The organism is Mycobacterium sp. FW102-FHT13B02 (genome assembly GCF_058790275.1).
In genome coordinates, this window is the sequence record NZ_JBYTCM010000003.1 from 338,751 (window position 1) to 353,178 (window position 14,428).

A 14,428-nucleotide genomic window follows, 5' to 3' on the forward strand; every position below is an offset into this window, starting at 1 on the left:
GCTACTCGGGCAAGGGCGCTGACCACCGCAGGCGAGTCCCGCCGCCGGAGGGCTCATCGATGATCAGTTCTCCCCCAAGGGATTCGGCGCGTCGGCGCAGGTTTGTCAGGCCGCTGCTGGTGACGTTTTCGGGCATGCCTTTGCCGTCGTCGGTGATATCGATGCACAGCAAGTCTGCGACATCGACGGTGACCGTCAGCGTGGTGGCCTGTGCATGGCGTACCGCGTTGCTGGTCGCTTCTTTGACGACCGCTTCGGCGTGATCGGCCAATGTCGCGTCGATGACCGACAGCGGTCCGGCGTACCGCACAGTGGTGTTCAAATCTCCCGACATCTGTGCGATTGCCTCGTCGAGTCGCTGGCGCAGCCGAGTGACGTCAGAGGACCCGCCATGCAATTGGAAAATCACGGTACGAATGTCGTGGATCACGCCCTGCAGATCATCGACCGCCGCCGCGAGACGCTGCTGAACTTCGGCGCCGCGCGTGCGAGGGATGGTGCCCTGCAGTGTGATTCCGACGGCGAAGACTCGCTGGATAACGTGGTCGTGCAGGTCGCGGGCAATGCGGTCACGTTCGGCCAGTACGTCAGACTCGGCCCGCGCGGCAACCAACTCGGCCTGTGTGCGCAGCCGCTCGGTGATGTCGTGGGCCACCGCCGAATAACCGATGAGCTCATCGGTGCTGTCGCGAAGCGCGGACACCGTAACGACCACATCGACCGCCGCGCCGTTGGCATGGCGCCACTGAGTGTCATAGGCCTGGGCATGTTCGCCCCGTCCGACTCGCTGCAATGCCTCGGCGAAGTCGTCCTCAGCGGCCGGGGGTAGCAGCGTCCGCATGGATTGACCAACGATCTGCGTCCCGGCGTGACCCAGCAGCCGCTGTGCGCCGGGGTTCCAGGTTCGGATCACGTATTGCGGTGTCATGGAGATGATGGCGTCATCGGAGGACAGCACGATGGCGGCCAACCGGGATTCCGCGTGGCGGGCGGCTTCCAGTTCAGTGTGGAGCGCGATGATGCCGCGATTGGTGTCCTCGAGTTCTCGGTGTGCCTCGGTGAGCTGCCGCTGCGCTTGGCGCAGCGCGCTGTCGCGCTGGTGTAGCGCGTCCAGCGCCTCGGCCAATGTCGCAGGCTCAGGAGTGTTCGTCACGGCGGTCATCTCGTATCGCGCTCACGGCGGCGCTTCTAGTCATCATGGCGCACCACCAGCACACACGCATCGTCGGTGGATCGGGTGAAATCCCGGTGCAGGGTCGCTGCGATAACGGACGGATCGTGCCGCAGCAGTCCAGGGTAGGTATCCAGATGCCAGCCCGAGCGCAACCCGTCGGAGGCCATGACGAGGGTCGCTCCGAGCGGCCAGCGGCAGTGTTGGACACGGATGCGTGGAGTGGGCAGGTGCGTGCCCAGCGTTCCGGCATGGCTCATGAGGTGTTGTTTATCGCCGCCGTGAATCACTTGTCCTGCGATGTTTCCGACGCCGGCAAATAGCAGCTGTTCGTTTGGTGGATCGATCACGCACACCGCGGCCACTCCCCCTCGGGTGACCCGCATGGCTTCGTGCGCCCGCTGCAGAAAGTCCTGTGGATCGGTCACCGGTCGCTGATCGAAGACGGTGACCGCGGCCTGTGCTGCGGCGGCGGCAGAGTCTCCGTGTCCGAGGCCGTCCACGACAAGTGCCGCTAACTGCGGCCCGGCCGTCACCGCCCACGCATCGCCGCTGGCGTCACCATCTGTGCGCGGGACGTTGACTGCGCCGTAGCGCCAGCCCCCTTCGGTCGATGGGTCGGCACCGTGCAGTCGGGCGAGCACGATGGTCCCGCTTGGAGTGGAGTAGCAGCCGAAATCGGTGGCCATCCGGCGGATGCTGGCCAGCCCTACCGACAGCCCGCCGCTGCTGCCGTCCCGGCTGATGGGGCTTGGGCGTATCGGTGCCGTCTCGGCTCCGTCCGGGATGCGGTGCAGGGACATCCCGGGACCGCTGTCGACCGATAACAACTCGACGCCGTCGCCGAACTGCCGATACAGCACGTAGCCGCCCGGATCAGCATGTCGCAGCAGGTTCGTCCCCAGCTCGGTGGCTATGAGTTCAGCCTCACCGACGCGTACTGCAGATTGCGTTGCGGCCAGCCGGCCCACCGCCCTGCGGAGAGCGCCCACATCTTCGGGCACCTTGATGGGATGCCGGTGATGCTGCTGCTGTCTCACCGCCGCTGCCACTTCACGATCGTTACCGTGGTGCCCGCGCCCGGCGCGGAGATGATCGTCAGCTCATCGACCAAACGGCGCGAACCTGGCAGCCCCAATCCGAGGCTGCCCGCGGTGCTGAAACCGTCCGTGAGCGCTGCGTCCAAATCTGCGATGCCGGGTCCTTGATCAGTAAAGGTGGCTCGCACCCCGAGACGACGGTCACGGACATCCTGTTGGACGTCGAGTCGACCGCCGATACCCGCGGCATGGACCAGGATGTTGCGGGCCAGCTCACTTCCCGCGGTGATCAACTTCGTTTCATCGACCAACGACAGTCCAGCGGCGCGCGCATGTGCACGCAGCGTGTGGCGGACGCCGATCAGATCCGTTTCGTCGGTGATGGTGACGGCAGCCTGTTCGACGGTGCGGTCTGGGAGGCTCGGATCCATGTCAGTCGGTTGGGTGGGCGTCGTCTCGGCGCAGCCGATGCAGGAGAGCCAAGCCTTGTTGGGCGTTCAGCGCGGTGTTCAGGTGCCCCATCGGCACACCGAGCTCAACGAGTGTGATGGCCACCGCGGGCTGGATGCCCACAACGGCGGCTTGCGCCCCGAGCAGACGGATCATCGCCACAATCCGCGCCAGTACCCGCGCAACGAACGAGTCGACAGCAGTCAGTCCACTGACATCGATCAACATCCCCGCCGCGCCGGTGCGCGCAACCTCCTGAGTGAGTTGATTCTCGATGCGGATCACGGTGGCATCGTCGAGGTCGCCCTGCAGCGTGACAAGCAGCGTGTCAGCGATGCGCATCACCGGGATAACGTCGTCGTTCACCCTAGTCCAGCCGGTCCCATCAGACTGGCGACACCCGCTGCGGCTTCTGCCCGCTCGGCCAGCAGTGTCAGAGCCAGCTGCAGTGCGTGGCGCAACGTCGTACGGGATCGGAGTTGGCCGATGTCGATACCCAGATGCACCATCGATTGCGCGGTCTCGGGACGCACCCCGCACATGATGCTGATGGTTCCCATCAGCGCCGCCGCCTGAACCGTGGCCAGCAGATGCTGTGCAACTTGAGTGTCGATGGTGGGCACGCCCGAGATATCGAAGATGATGACCTCGGCCTGTGTCTCGGCGATCTTGAACAACAGTCCTTCGGTCAACCTCGCAGCGCGTGCTGAATCCAATGTGCCGATCACCGGCAAGGTCAGGACCTTGTCCCACACCTGGATCACCGGGGTGGACAGCTCCATGATCTCCTCGTGCTGGCGGCGCAGGCGCTGCTCCTGCTCGCGGCGCTCGGTGACGTCGCGGATCGCGGCAGATACCAGTAGCCCCTCATCGGTGCGCAACGGGCTCAGGCTGACATCGATGGGGAATTCGGTGCCGTCTCGACGCAAACCCCACAGCTCCAGACCCACACCCATCTGTCGTGGCTGGGGGTCGGCGAAAAAGCTGTTGCGATAGCGCTCATGCCCGCCCCGGAACCGGGGTGGTATCAGCGTCTCGATCTCGCGACCGATCAGGTCCTCACGGCGATAGCCGAACAACCGATCGGCTTGTGCGTTGGCCAGGGTGATACGCCCATCGGCTGCCACGATGACCATGGCGTCCGGCGCCGACTCCAGCAGCCCATGGAACATCGAGTCGGCCCGCTGCTGTTCGGCGGTCAGATCGCGAATCACCTTCGTCAGGCCTGTGATCGTGTCGGCCTCGTCGCGGATCGCGCTGACCACCACCGCGGCGCGGAACCGCTGCCCATCCTTGCGGACTCGCCAACCCTCGTACTCGAATCGACCGGATTCGCGGACAGCCGCCAACTCACGATCGACCAGTCCGGCCGCGCGGTCTTCGTCGGTGTAGAGCACCGAGACCGATTTTCCGACCATCTCAGCCGCTGAATAGCCGGTCATCAGCTCCGCACCGGGGCCCCAGCGCTCGACGTTTCCGGCCAGATCAAGCTGGATGATCGCGTGATCGATGATCGCGTCCAGCATCGCCTCGGCATCGCGAAGACGCGCGTGCAAATCGTTCTCACCTGATGGCGGCACCACCGGTACAGGCCTCCCTTGAATGTCCCCATCAACCCGCCCGCGCCGATGCTACCGCCCCGGCCCCAACCAGGAAGGGGAATGGGGCCGCGCCGATCCGGGTCGCGGTGAGGCTGCCCGGTACTTCAGCCGCCGTACTGCGGCTTCAGCTGACCCGCCAACGCGGCGAGCGGTACGTTTGCCACCACGGTGCCGCCGTCCATGGACCAACTGAATCGGTCTCGCGGGCTTGGGCTTTCACGGGACAGCGGTTGGTCGGGCATGTAGAGGCGCAGTGAATCGCCGGTGACAGCGAAGGCCCGGTAGTTACCCGAGTATCCGGGGCCGTCTCCATCGGGCTGGAACTCCGCCACGGTGAACGGGTAGGTACCGGGCGCGTGCGGTGGCAGGGCCGCGTCGAGCACCGGCGGCAGGATCGGGGCTGCGGCGGCGGAAACGGCTTGATTCGCATCGACTCCCGGCCGGAACAGATCGGGAAGGAACAGCCGCCGCCCGGCATTCATGTCGAAGAGGAACGATCGGTAGGCGTTGTTGGACTGAATACCGAACGGTTCGAACGTTTCGTGGACCACCACCGACTGCAACCCTCCGGGCCCCGGAATGATCTCGTAGTCGGCCCGGGCACTGCTGTCACGCGGCGTGGTGTTTCCGGTGGCGCGCCAGCCGTTGAACAGCCGGGTGTAATAGTCGCGCAGTACCGGCCCGGCGGTCGGGTTGTCGATCAATTCGGCCGGAACCCGAAGGGACAGCAGCATTTCGGCTTCCCGCTGGGATTTGACCACGGCGGTGCAGGCACCGCCGTCCCAGACTGCGCCGAGCCCGGAGCAGAAGCTGTCGATGGCCGCGTGGGCGGCCGGGGCACCCGTGAAACACGCCGTAGCGACAACTGTTGCACCCAAGGCAGCCAGGGCCGCCCGGACTCTACTTGCCACGTTTACCGTCCGCTCCGGCGAGCAGCACCTCGGCCGCCAGCCAGCGATCGCCCACCTTGCGCATCGTCATCGACACGCTGACGTAGTCGGTCCGCTTGTCTTTCGCAGCGGCACTGGTGACGTCCTGCTTCACCGACAGCAGCACGTCCACGTGATCGCCGCGCACGGCCTTGACCGCCGCATCCTCGATGACGCCGGTCGTGCTGACCTTGTTGTCGATCAACATCTTTCGCATGGTCGCCGCGGCCTTGCTGTAGGCGTCCTTGAACTCGCCGGTCGCCCCGCCCAGGACATCGGCGAAGTTCTTGTCGATCGTGTTCTGGTCGGTCGTGGTCAGCATCACCGCGTAACCCCTGGCTGCGGCGAGTGCGTCGGCCGCTTCGGCATCGCGTTGATGCTGGCCGTACACCAGTGCCCATGCCGTTCCCGCTGCGGCGGACAGCGCGATGATCACGACCGCCGCGGCCAAGCAGAGGCTGCGCCGGACCGCATAGGTCTTCGGGACCTTGGGCGCCTTGGGTTCTGCAACCGCGGGCGGCTCGACCTCGGCAACCTCGGCGACGTCGGTCTCCTTGTCGGTCACAGGATTTCGACCTTACCGGCCAGCCAGCGGTCGCCGACCTTCTCCATGGTCATGTCGATGCGGTTGCGGTCGATGCGCGGGCTCGGGTTGTTCGCGTTGGTGATCGACTGGTCGACGAACAACAGCACCTCGACCTTGTCCGGCGTCGCGGACTTCACGGCCGCCGCGACGACGATGCCCGTTCCCGAGGCCTTGTTGTCGATCAGCACCTGCCGCAGCTGGGTGGCGCCCTGGCTGTAGGCGTCCTTGAACTCCCCAGTGGCCCCGTCAAGCGACTTGCGGTAGTTCTCGTCGATGTTCTTGGCGTCCAACGTGGTCAGCACCACGGCGTAATCCTTGGCGGCCTGCAGCCCGGCCTCGCTCGCCGCGTTGACCTGGTACTGCTGATACTGGCGCCAGCCCAAGAATCCCAGCGCTGCCACCAGAATCGCGAACAGCAAGGCGCACACCAGCGTGGCGAGGCGGACCCGGCCCTTCGCCGCCGCGGTCGCCGGCTCCGCGGCCTCGGCGGACGCGTCCACCTCGGTCACGTCGGCGGCCTCCGCTTCGCCTGGCGGTCGGATCTCGTCGGCCTCGGTGTCTTGCACCTGCTCGAATACATCGGCACTGGCAGTTCGTTTACTCATCATTTCTCGCGGTCTCGTGGCCCGTCAGTTCGGCATCGGAATCGGGTACGACGGACCCCCGTATGGGGTGTCGATGGTGTAACCCGGGTAGTGCGGCGTCTTGTCGGTCACCGCGTGGGGGTCATACCCCGGCGGCGGGCCGGCGGTGTCGTCCCCCGGCGGCCGCGGCGCGTTGCGGGCGCCACGAACCAACAACGATGGATCCTTGTCCTCACAGTAGGTGTACTTGTACGGCTCGGGGAAACTCGCGTCGGACGGCGCATGCCGGGGCAGGTTGTAGTCGCACCGGTACTTGGGATAGATATCGCCGATCGCCCAGACACCGCCATCATGAACGGTGGTCGCAAAGCGGTCGATGAACGGATCCCGGTCCGGCCGCCAGATGTACTGCAGCGCCGGAATGCGCTGATAGATGATCTGCGACACCGTGGTCAGGTTGCCGAGGATCTGCACGACGTTCTGCCGGTTGTCGGCGATCAGATTGTCCAGCGTGGCCAACTGCGGCTCACCACGGTCGACGAGGGTACGGAAGCCGCCATCCATCTTGTTCACGCCGCCGAGCACCTCGGTCAGGTCGTTCGTGGTGGCGGCCAGGCCCGGACGGACATCGGCAACCGTGCTGAACACCACGCGCGTGGTGCGAATCATGCTGACCGTCTCGGGCAGCACCGAATCCACGGTGTTGGCCAGCAGGCTGGCACCGTCCAGGATGGCCGCGAGCTTGCGTGGGCCGTCCTTGGTGACGTGCAGCTCGCTGAACATCTTGCCGAGCTTGTCGGCGTCGAGCTGCGCCAGCGCGCCGCGGCTGTGGTCGATGATGTGCGGCAGCGTCACCGGGATGCCGGCCTGCTTGCCCGAAATGACCGCGCCATCAGTGAGATACGGACCGCCGCCGTGCTCGGGCCGGAAGTCCAGGTACTGCTCCCCCGCCGCCGACAGACCGGATACCCGCACCGGGCTGTCCGTCGGGATGTGGGCCGCCGAGTCGACGGAGGCGACCGCCTCGACACCGCTGCTGGTGAGGTTGACCGCAGCGACATGACCGATCGGGATGCCGCGCAACGTGACGTCCTGATTGGCCAGCAGGCCACCGGACTCGGGCAGCATGATGCGGATCGCCATGGTCCGGTGGAACGGGTTGAACCGCAATCCATCGATAGCGATGTAGCCGAACGCGATCACCGCGGTGAGCAGCAGGCCGAAGAGCGCGAGGACGACCTTGCGGCCGGCCACCGCCTTGATGACCCGAATCACGAACGCCACCAGGCTGTTCAGCACGTTCATCGGGTGCGATCCGATCCGTAGATGCGGCCGAGCAGCATGTTCCACTCGTAGCGCAGGCTGCCGATCATCAGGTGCCAGTCGGTGCCGTCAGGTCCGTGCATGCCGGGGTCGCCCGCGTAGTTCTTGTCGGGCAGCGCACCGATGGCGATCTTCGCAATCTCCGCCCGCAGGTGCACCGCAGTCGAATCGGTGGACTTGACCAGGATTCCGATCAGTCGGTTGAACGCGGTCAGCGAGATGTTCGGGTCCATGGCGATCTCGTTGAACACCTGCGACAACTTGTTGACATCGGCAGCGACACTGCGGGTGTCGGTGCCCTGCATCGACGGGAACTTGGACAGTTGCCGCGTGATCCGGCCGACGTTGTCGATGACATCCATGATCCGCGTGGTGTTGTCGGCGACGACGGCCAAAGCCGGGGCACCGGCAGCCAGCGCCGTGTCGATGCTCTGTTGGTGACGAGCCACCTCAGCCGCCATGTTCGACGTACTGCGCAATGTCGCGTCCAACTGAGCGGAACGCGCCGTCATCTTCGACAGGAACTGGTTGGTCTCGGCGATCAACCCGGCCAGCTTCTCACCGCGCCCACCGACCACCCGTCCGGCGCCGTTGACATCGGTGGTCAACGCCCGGATCGCACCCCCGTTGACCAACATCGCCAGGGAGTTGAGCAGCTCCTCGACCGTTGGCGCCGCAGCCGTCGACGCCAATCCGATAGTGTCACCGCCCCGGAGCAGCGCGCCGCCATCGGCATTGCCGCTCGGTGGACGAATCTGCAGGAACACATCGCCCAGCGGTGTGGCCGAACGCAATTCGGCGGTACTTCCCACTGGCAGCGGCACATCCTGCCGGATGCGCATGGACACCTTCGCGGTGAAGTCCACGGCCTCGATCGACGTGACCTCACCGATGTCGGCGCCGTACAGCCGTACTTTCGCCTTGGACGGCAGGTTCAGCGCGTCGGAGAACACCGCATTGAGGCCGTACGTCGCACCGCTTGATCCCGGCGACGGCAACGGCACGCTGTCGAGGCCCGCGGCGCAACCGGTCATCAGCAGCACGCCACCGAGCGCACCGGCCCACTGAGCCCCGCGCACAACGGATCTCGCCCTCATCGGGTCGGCCCTCCCGGTGCGGGTGCGGCCGGTTTGGGCGGTTCGCCCTGACCCGACGGACCGATACCGTTGGCCATCAGGTCCATCATCGAGGTCAGGCCGAAGTCCGGGCCGTAATCCTGCAGTGTCCCTGTCGCGCAACCCAACTGCTTGAGGCCCATCAGGTTGCACAGTTCCTTGTTCAGCTGGTTGTACGCCAACAGCTTGTCGGTCACCAGGTGGCCGCGGATGCTGCCACCCACCGGGTCGAGCGCGTTGTAGACGTTGTCAAGGGTCAGCGGCAGCACATCCAGCGTTTCCATCAACTCACGCTTGTTGTCCGCCAACGACCCGACGACGGTGTTCAAGTCCCCGAACGCCCCTTTGAGCTGATCGCGATGGCGATCCAGCAGCCCGCTGACCTCGTCGAGAATCTCATTGGCCTTGGCTCCGGTGCGCCCCGAGCCCAGGTTCTGGTCGGCGAGAATATCGCTCAACTGATGCACGTTGCCGCCGAATTTGCGGATGGCGTCATCATTTTCGGCGGCCGACTGGGTGAGATCGGAGACGCTGCGGATGATCTCCTGCAGGTTCTTCTGAGTCTGTGCCCCACCGTCGGGGCCGACCTTGAGCGCGTCGGACAACTTGGTCAGCGTCGATTTGATCTGGCTGCTGTTCTCGGAACTGATCCGCGAGCCCAGGTTCACCAGATCTCCCAGCGGACCACCACCCTCAGGGTTGCCACGCAGCGCGGTGCCCAGCTTGTCGATCATCGACAAGGTCTTGTCGAACTCGACGGGAGTCCTGGTGTGGCCCAACGCGATCAGATCACCGTCACGCAGCTTGTTTCCACCACGGTAAGGCGGGGTCAGCTCGACGTGCCGGTCGGTGAGGATCGATGCCGAGACGGTGGCGGCAGTGACATCACTGGGGATCGGGACCAACTTGTCGATGTCCATGGTGACCTCGACGTAGTTGCCCTTGTTCACCACAGTGTCGACCTTGCCGACCTGCATGCCCAGCACCGAGACCGCGTTGCCCGGATACAACCCCACCGCGTCCTGAAAGTGCGCTGTCACGGTGATGTTGCGCTGCCAGACCCGCGGCACCACCGCCGCCGCCGTCGTCACCGTCGCGACGACCACGATCACCAGAACCGCCCCGATCATCAAGGCACGCTTACTCATTTGCAGTCCTTGAAGTACTCGACGATGTTGAACTGGCGGGCCCGGCCGCTGATCGCACACATCCAGGAGTCGATCATGACGCCCGCAGGCAGAGTGATGTCGGCGCCGTTGCCGCTGCCGGTCAGGTTTGCGATGTTGCGCGCCGTCACCGGGGCGACCTGCAGAATGCTGCGGACCAGGGCGTCGTGCTCGGCAAGCAGCTTCGAAAACTCATGCAGATTGGCGATTAAGGCGTCGAGCTGCGGTTCATTGGCCAGGAGCGTGTGGGCCCGATCAGCCAGTAGCGTCACCCCGTCGAACAGCCGCTGCATCGCGGCCCGCCGAGTGGCGATCTCACCGAGAATCTGGTTGCCCTGCAGCACCAATGCGCCCAGATCAGCCTTCTGCCGGTGCAGCAGCGCCGCGATGGTGTCTGCGTTGGTGATCAAGGTGCCGAGCTGGTCACGGCGGGACTGGATGACGCCCGAAAGCGAGTTCAGATTGGTCAGTGCCTCGGGCAGGGCGTCGGGCACACCCTGCAGGCTGCCACTCATCACCCGCACCGACTCGGCGATCTTGTCCGCATCGAGCGGAGACAGGGTGCTGGTCGCGCCCTCCAGGGTCTTCTGCAAGTCATACGGCACCTCCGTATGACTCAATTTGATTGTGTCGCCGGCGATGTGGCCAGGACCGGCGGGAGAGATCTCCAAGTACCGCGAGCCCAGGATGGTCGTGAGTTTGATGGACGCCCGAGTGTCGGTGCCCAGCCGCACGTTCTTGTCGGCTTTGAAGGTCACCACCACGTGGTCGCCGGCCAGCTCGACGTTCTGCACCTCGCCGACGTTGATACCCGCGATGGTCACCGCGTTGCCCGACTTGATGGCGGCAGCCTGGGCGAACTCAGCGGTGTACTGCTTCTTCCCGAGGTCCAGGACACTGACCAGGACGACTGCAGCGACCATCACGATGATCACCATCAGGCCGATAACGCCGAGCCAGAACTTGTTGTAGTCCTCCAGAACTCGCTTACGCCCACCCGGGATGTTCGCCGGACGGAGCGGGCCACCGAACAGGCTGCTCATCGGCACACCGCCGTGTGCCACACTTCGCCGCCGTTGCCGGGTGTCGCCCTGGTGACGAACATCCGGAACCAATTGAGCAAACCTCGCCACAGACCGAAATCGAGATCGCAGGCATACACGTCGATGTAGGTGCCCTCCTGCCCGGCACGGGCAAGTCCTTTGAGCAGCAACGGCACGTTGGCGACCGCGTACGCCAAGCGGGCCTTTCCGTCCGTCACGCTGTATTTCAAGAATCCCGGGTCGCGGTCGATGAACTGCTGCATGTTCGGGGTGATCGCGTTGACGATCGCCGACAACCGCGACACGTTGGCGGTGATCGAACCCACCGAGGACACCAGTTCGTCGCGCCGGCCGTTCAGTGCCGCGATCGACACCGAGGTTTCGTGGAGCATCGTCTGCAGATTGGTGCTCTGCTTGGCCAGTGTCGTCATCAACTTGTCCAGGTTGGCGATCAAATCGCCCAGCGCCGCATCGGGACCCGCGAGGGTCTGCGTCAGCACCGAGGCCTGGGTCGTCAACGTCAGCAGCGATCCCTGGTTGCCCTGGAACGCCTGGATGATGGCACTTGTCAGGTTGTCCACCTGTTTCGGGTCCAGTTCGGTGAACAGCGGCTCGAAGCCGTTCAGCATGTAGGAGATGTCGAACGAAGGGTTGGTTCGGTTCTCCGGAATCTGGGCTCCGACAGGGAGTTTCCGCTTGTCGCCCTCCCCCTGACTCAAGCCCAGGTACCGCTGCCCGATGATGTTCTGGTAGGTCACCGAGGCCAGCGTGTTGGTGTACAGCGTCTGGTTGCTGCGCACCTGGAACGAGACCTTGGCCTGGTTGTCCGGCGTCAGCTCGATCTTGTCGACGCGGCCGACCCGGACACCGGCTACCCGGACGTCGTCACCTTCGGCCAACCCGGACACGTCACTGAAGATCGCCGAATAGCTCGACGTCGGTCCGGCGACGTTGCGCTGCAACGTGGCGAAAACCATCCAGGTGACGGCCACCGAGAAGACGAGGAACAGCGTCAGGAACACGACGGAGCTGCGCTTCAATTTCATGGCTGCCCCTCCAGCGCCGGGGTGACCTGTACGTCACTGCCGCGGACAACGGGCGCCAGCAGCAACTGTTGGGCGGATGTCGCTGGGCCACCGACGATCTGGCTCAGCTGGTCCTTCTCGCTCTGGCTGCCGACCGGTCCGACGGTCCCGCCGAACACCGATGCCGATTGCTGTTGAACCTGGCCGGCGGGCGCGCCGGCTTCTGCGGGCAGCGGCGGACCGGCCGGTGCGGGCACGGCTTGCTGGCCGGGCCCGGGTGCAGCCTGCGGCGCAGGCGGTGCATCGGGGTCCGGCGGACCGGGGAAGTCCGGCACGACCGGGACCGAAAAGCGCGGCGGCGCAATGTTGGGACGGTTCTCGGTCACCCACGGCGGGGTGGCCATACCCATCGATTCCAGACCGGGCTTCAGGTCCGGCGCGGTCGGAGTTTCCGGCGCGGTCTGACAGCTCGGGCCTTCCATCGCGCCATACCGCGGGCAGTCCGCCCGGGTGTACTGACGCGACGGATTCATCGAGATGGCCGCTTTCCAGATGAGCAGACCCGAGTCCTTGTCGAAGCCCTCGTCGTAGATCTTGTTGGCCAAAGCCTGCAATCGGGTTGACACACCATGGAATTCGCCGGCGTGGTCGGCCAGCACACCGATTGCCGGCGTCAGACCGGTGCTCACCTGGATCATGCGATCGGTCTGGTGGTCGAACGCGTCGGCCAGCGTGCCGGTGGTCCGCAGGCCACCGGAGAGGAATTCGGTGAGCTGCGAACGCTTCTCGGCGAAGGTCTGCATCGGCCGCACCGAACTGTCCAACGCGGTGAACAGATCCGGCGACACGGTGCGCAGGCTCTCGGCCGCGGCCTTCAATGCCGACAGCGTCGTCGGGCCGGTGTCGTCGGACCTGACCACCGTATTCAATTGCTGCATCACGGCGTTGAGACTGTGGCCGGCGTCGGTGATCTTCTGCCCGCGACCGTGGGTGGCCTCCGCCAGCGCCGCGAAGACACCGACATTGTTGGCGTCAGGTGACTGCCCCACCGCTTTGAGCAGCTGGCGCAACTTGGCCAGCACGTTCTGGAACAGCACCGTCGGCAGGGTCTGGTCTTCGAGCACGACGTCGCCGGAACGGATCTGCCGCGTCCCGCCGCCGTTCTGCACGAGCTGAACCGCCGACACCGCGAAGATGTTGGCCGGCACCACGCGAGCGGTCACGTTGTCGGGGATTTCTGCGGCGAACTGCGGCTGGATGTTCACGTGCACCACGTTCGGCTGACCGTGCTGGGACGGCGTCACCCCCGAAACCATGCCGACGATGACGCCGCGGAACTTCACGTCGGACCGTTCCGGCAGGCCGTCACCGATGTTGATGAGCTTCAGGTCCACCCGGATGAAATCGTCCAGCCTGCCTTGCGATTTGGCGACCATCAGCACGGCGGCGAACGCTGCGACCACCGTGAAGCACAGCCCGATGATGCCCAGCTTGCGGTCGGTCGATCCGCGCGGGTCGTGGTCGAACGAGTTGCCCATCAGCCACCGAACCTTGCGCCGCTGATGACGCCCCACAGCGCCATGGTGAGCAGCATGTTGACGATCATCACCACAGTGACACTGCCGCGCATGGCCCGGCCGGCTGCCACGCCGACACCTGCTGGACCGCCGGAGGCGAAGTAGCCGTAATAGCACTGGATGGTCGACGAGATGAACACGAAGATGACCGCTTTGACGGTCGCGAACAGCACGTCGCGGCCCTCGAGGAACAGTCCGAAGTAATGCAGATACGTGCCCGTGGACTGGCCCGCCACGACGCTGACAACCTGGCAGGACAGGTAGGCCAGCGCCAGCGCCGCCAGGAACAGCGGGACCACGGCGATCACCGAGGCCACCACCCGCGTCGCCACGAGGTAGGCCACGGAGTTGATGCCGAGGGTGTCCAGCGCGTCGATCTCGTCGTTGATCCGCATGGCGCCGAGTTGGGCGGTGAACCGGCAGCCGGCCTGGGCGATGAAGGCCATCGCGATCATGGCCGGCGCCAATTCTCGGGTTGTCGCGAACGACGAGACCAGACCCGTGGCCGGCCCGAGGCCCAACAGGTTCAGCGCGTTATAGCCCTCGACCGCGACCAGCGCCCCGGCCGTGATGCCAAGCACCCCAGCGACGTTCAGCGTGCCACCGCCTACCACGATGGAGCCGTTACCCCACGTGATGTCCGACAGCAGCCGCAGCAGTTCCTTGCGGTAGCGCAACCACATCGTCGGCATGGCCAGTACGACCTTGCCGAAGAACTCGATCATGTGACCGGTGCGTCCGGCCACTTTCAGCAGCCCGTTGCCGACCGCGGTGAACGGCCGCAAGAGTTGCGGGGTGAATGTTGACGGGGCTGCCAT

The 14,428-nt window shown here is 65.2% G+C and carries 15 protein-coding genes; all 15 read right to left on the minus strand.

The genetic code is table 11. The features are described 5' to 3' along the window. Window position 1: 1 nt before the first annotated feature. On the minus strand, window positions 2-1,153 hold the full coding sequence (locus tag AC3WTE_RS07295) for a PAS domain-containing sensor histidine kinase (protein ID WP_492436672.1): 1,152 nt from the start codon (window positions 1,151-1,153) through the stop codon (window positions 2-4). 35 nt (window positions 1,154-1,188) lie between these two features. After that, the gene (locus tag AC3WTE_RS07300; protein WP_492436673.1) at window positions 1,189-2,223 is read right to left on the minus strand and encodes a SpoIIE family protein phosphatase; all 1,035 of its coding nucleotides are present in this window, start codon (window positions 2,221-2,223) and stop codon (window positions 1,189-1,191) included. Beyond that, window positions 2,208-2,642 (minus strand): ATP-binding protein, encoded by a 435-nt coding sequence (locus tag AC3WTE_RS07305; protein WP_492436674.1) that lies wholly within the window; start codon window positions 2,640-2,642, stop codon window positions 2,208-2,210. The genes AC3WTE_RS07300 and AC3WTE_RS07305 overlap by 16 nt, the downstream gene beginning before the upstream one ends. Before the next feature lies 1 nt (window position 2,643). Next, window positions 2,644-3,027 carry an STAS domain-containing protein gene (locus AC3WTE_RS07310; RefSeq protein ID WP_459366171.1) on the minus strand — a complete coding sequence of 128 codons (384 nt, stop codon included), beginning with the start codon at window positions 3,025-3,027 and terminating at the stop codon, window positions 2,644-2,646. Further along, a complete protein-coding gene (locus tag AC3WTE_RS07315) occupies window positions 3,024-4,244 on the minus strand; it encodes a PAS domain S-box protein (protein ID WP_492436675.1) in 1,221 nt (406 codons plus the stop codon). Before AC3WTE_RS07315 ends, AC3WTE_RS07310 begins: the two co-directional genes overlap by 4 nt. A gap of 122 nt (window positions 4,245-4,366) precedes the next feature. Next, window positions 4,367-5,173: a hypothetical protein gene (locus AC3WTE_RS07320; RefSeq protein ID WP_492436676.1), complete on the minus strand. Its 807-nt coding sequence runs from the start codon at window positions 5,171-5,173 to the stop codon at window positions 4,367-4,369. Next, window positions 5,163-5,756 carry an Rv1363c family protein gene (locus tag AC3WTE_RS07325; RefSeq protein WP_492436677.1) on the minus strand — a complete coding sequence of 198 codons (594 nt, stop codon included), beginning with the start codon at window positions 5,754-5,756 and terminating at the stop codon, window positions 5,163-5,165. Before AC3WTE_RS07325 ends, AC3WTE_RS07320 begins: the two co-directional genes overlap by 11 nt. Then, window positions 5,753-6,382, minus strand: coding sequence for an Rv1363c family protein (locus AC3WTE_RS07330; RefSeq protein ID WP_492436678.1), 630 nt, complete (start codon window positions 6,380-6,382; stop codon window positions 5,753-5,755). The genes AC3WTE_RS07325 and AC3WTE_RS07330 overlap by 4 nt, the downstream gene beginning before the upstream one ends. Window positions 6,383-6,406: 24 nt before the next feature. Then, window positions 6,407-7,666: an MlaD family protein gene (locus tag AC3WTE_RS07335; RefSeq protein WP_492436679.1), complete on the minus strand. Its 1,260-nt coding sequence runs from the start codon at window positions 7,664-7,666 to the stop codon at window positions 6,407-6,409. Next, complete coding sequence (locus AC3WTE_RS07340; protein ID WP_492436680.1) at window positions 7,663-8,781, minus strand: MlaD family protein; 1,119 nt, start codon at window positions 8,779-8,781, stop codon at window positions 7,663-7,665. Before AC3WTE_RS07340 ends, AC3WTE_RS07335 begins: the two co-directional genes overlap by 4 nt. After that, a complete protein-coding gene (locus tag AC3WTE_RS07345) occupies window positions 8,778-9,947 on the minus strand; it encodes an MCE family protein (RefSeq protein WP_492436681.1) in 1,170 nt (389 codons plus the stop codon). Before AC3WTE_RS07345 ends, AC3WTE_RS07340 begins: the two co-directional genes overlap by 4 nt. After that, window positions 9,944-11,008 carry an MCE family protein gene (locus AC3WTE_RS07350; RefSeq protein ID WP_492436682.1) on the minus strand — a complete coding sequence of 355 codons (1,065 nt, stop codon included), beginning with the start codon at window positions 11,006-11,008 and terminating at the stop codon, window positions 9,944-9,946. Before AC3WTE_RS07350 ends, AC3WTE_RS07345 begins: the two co-directional genes overlap by 4 nt. Then, window positions 11,005-12,054 carry an MlaD family protein gene (locus tag AC3WTE_RS07355; protein WP_492436683.1) on the minus strand — a complete coding sequence of 350 codons (1,050 nt, stop codon included), beginning with the start codon at window positions 12,052-12,054 and terminating at the stop codon, window positions 11,005-11,007. The genes AC3WTE_RS07350 and AC3WTE_RS07355 overlap by 4 nt, the downstream gene beginning before the upstream one ends. Beyond that, entirely contained in the window at window positions 12,051-13,571 is a 1,521-nt protein-coding gene (locus tag AC3WTE_RS07360) for an MlaD family protein (protein ID WP_492436684.1), read from the minus strand. The genes AC3WTE_RS07355 and AC3WTE_RS07360 overlap by 4 nt, the downstream gene beginning before the upstream one ends. Continuing rightward, window positions 13,571-14,428, minus strand: a complete 858-nt coding sequence (locus AC3WTE_RS07365; RefSeq protein WP_492436685.1) for an MlaE family ABC transporter permease — start codon at window positions 14,426-14,428, stop codon at window positions 13,571-13,573. Before AC3WTE_RS07365 ends, AC3WTE_RS07360 begins: the two co-directional genes overlap by 1 nt.

Excerpts from the sequence above, each read along its gene's own strand:
- AC3WTE_RS07305 (WP_492436674.1), bottom strand. The coding sequence starts at position 2,642 with ATGGATCCGAGCCTCCCAGACCGCACCGTCGAACAGGCTGCCGTCACC.
- AC3WTE_RS07330 (WP_492436678.1), bottom strand. The coding sequence starts at position 6,382 with ATGAGTAAACGAACTGCCAGTGCCGATGTATTCGAGCAGGTGCAAGAC.
- AC3WTE_RS07335 (WP_492436679.1), bottom strand. The coding sequence starts at position 7,666 with ATGAACGTGCTGAACAGCCTGGTGGCGTTCGTGATTCGGGTCATCAAG.
- AC3WTE_RS07340 (WP_492436680.1), bottom strand. The coding sequence starts at position 8,781 with ATGAGGGCGAGATCCGTTGTGCGCGGGGCTCAGTGGGCCGGTGCGCTC.
- AC3WTE_RS07345 (WP_492436681.1), bottom strand. The coding sequence starts at position 9,947 with ATGAGTAAGCGTGCCTTGATGATCGGGGCGGTTCTGGTGATCGTGGTC.
- AC3WTE_RS07350 (WP_492436682.1), bottom strand. The coding sequence starts at position 11,008 with ATGAGCAGCCTGTTCGGTGGCCCGCTCCGTCCGGCGAACATCCCGGGT.
- AC3WTE_RS07355 (WP_492436683.1), bottom strand. The coding sequence starts at position 12,054 with ATGAAATTGAAGCGCAGCTCCGTCGTGTTCCTGACGCTGTTCCTCGTC.
- AC3WTE_RS07360 (WP_492436684.1), bottom strand. The coding sequence starts at position 13,571 with ATGGGCAACTCGTTCGACCACGACCCGCGCGGATCGACCGACCGCAAG.
- AC3WTE_RS07365 (WP_492436685.1), bottom strand. The coding sequence starts at position 14,428 with ATGGCAGCCCCGTCAACATTCACCCCGCAACTCTTGCGGCCGTTCACC.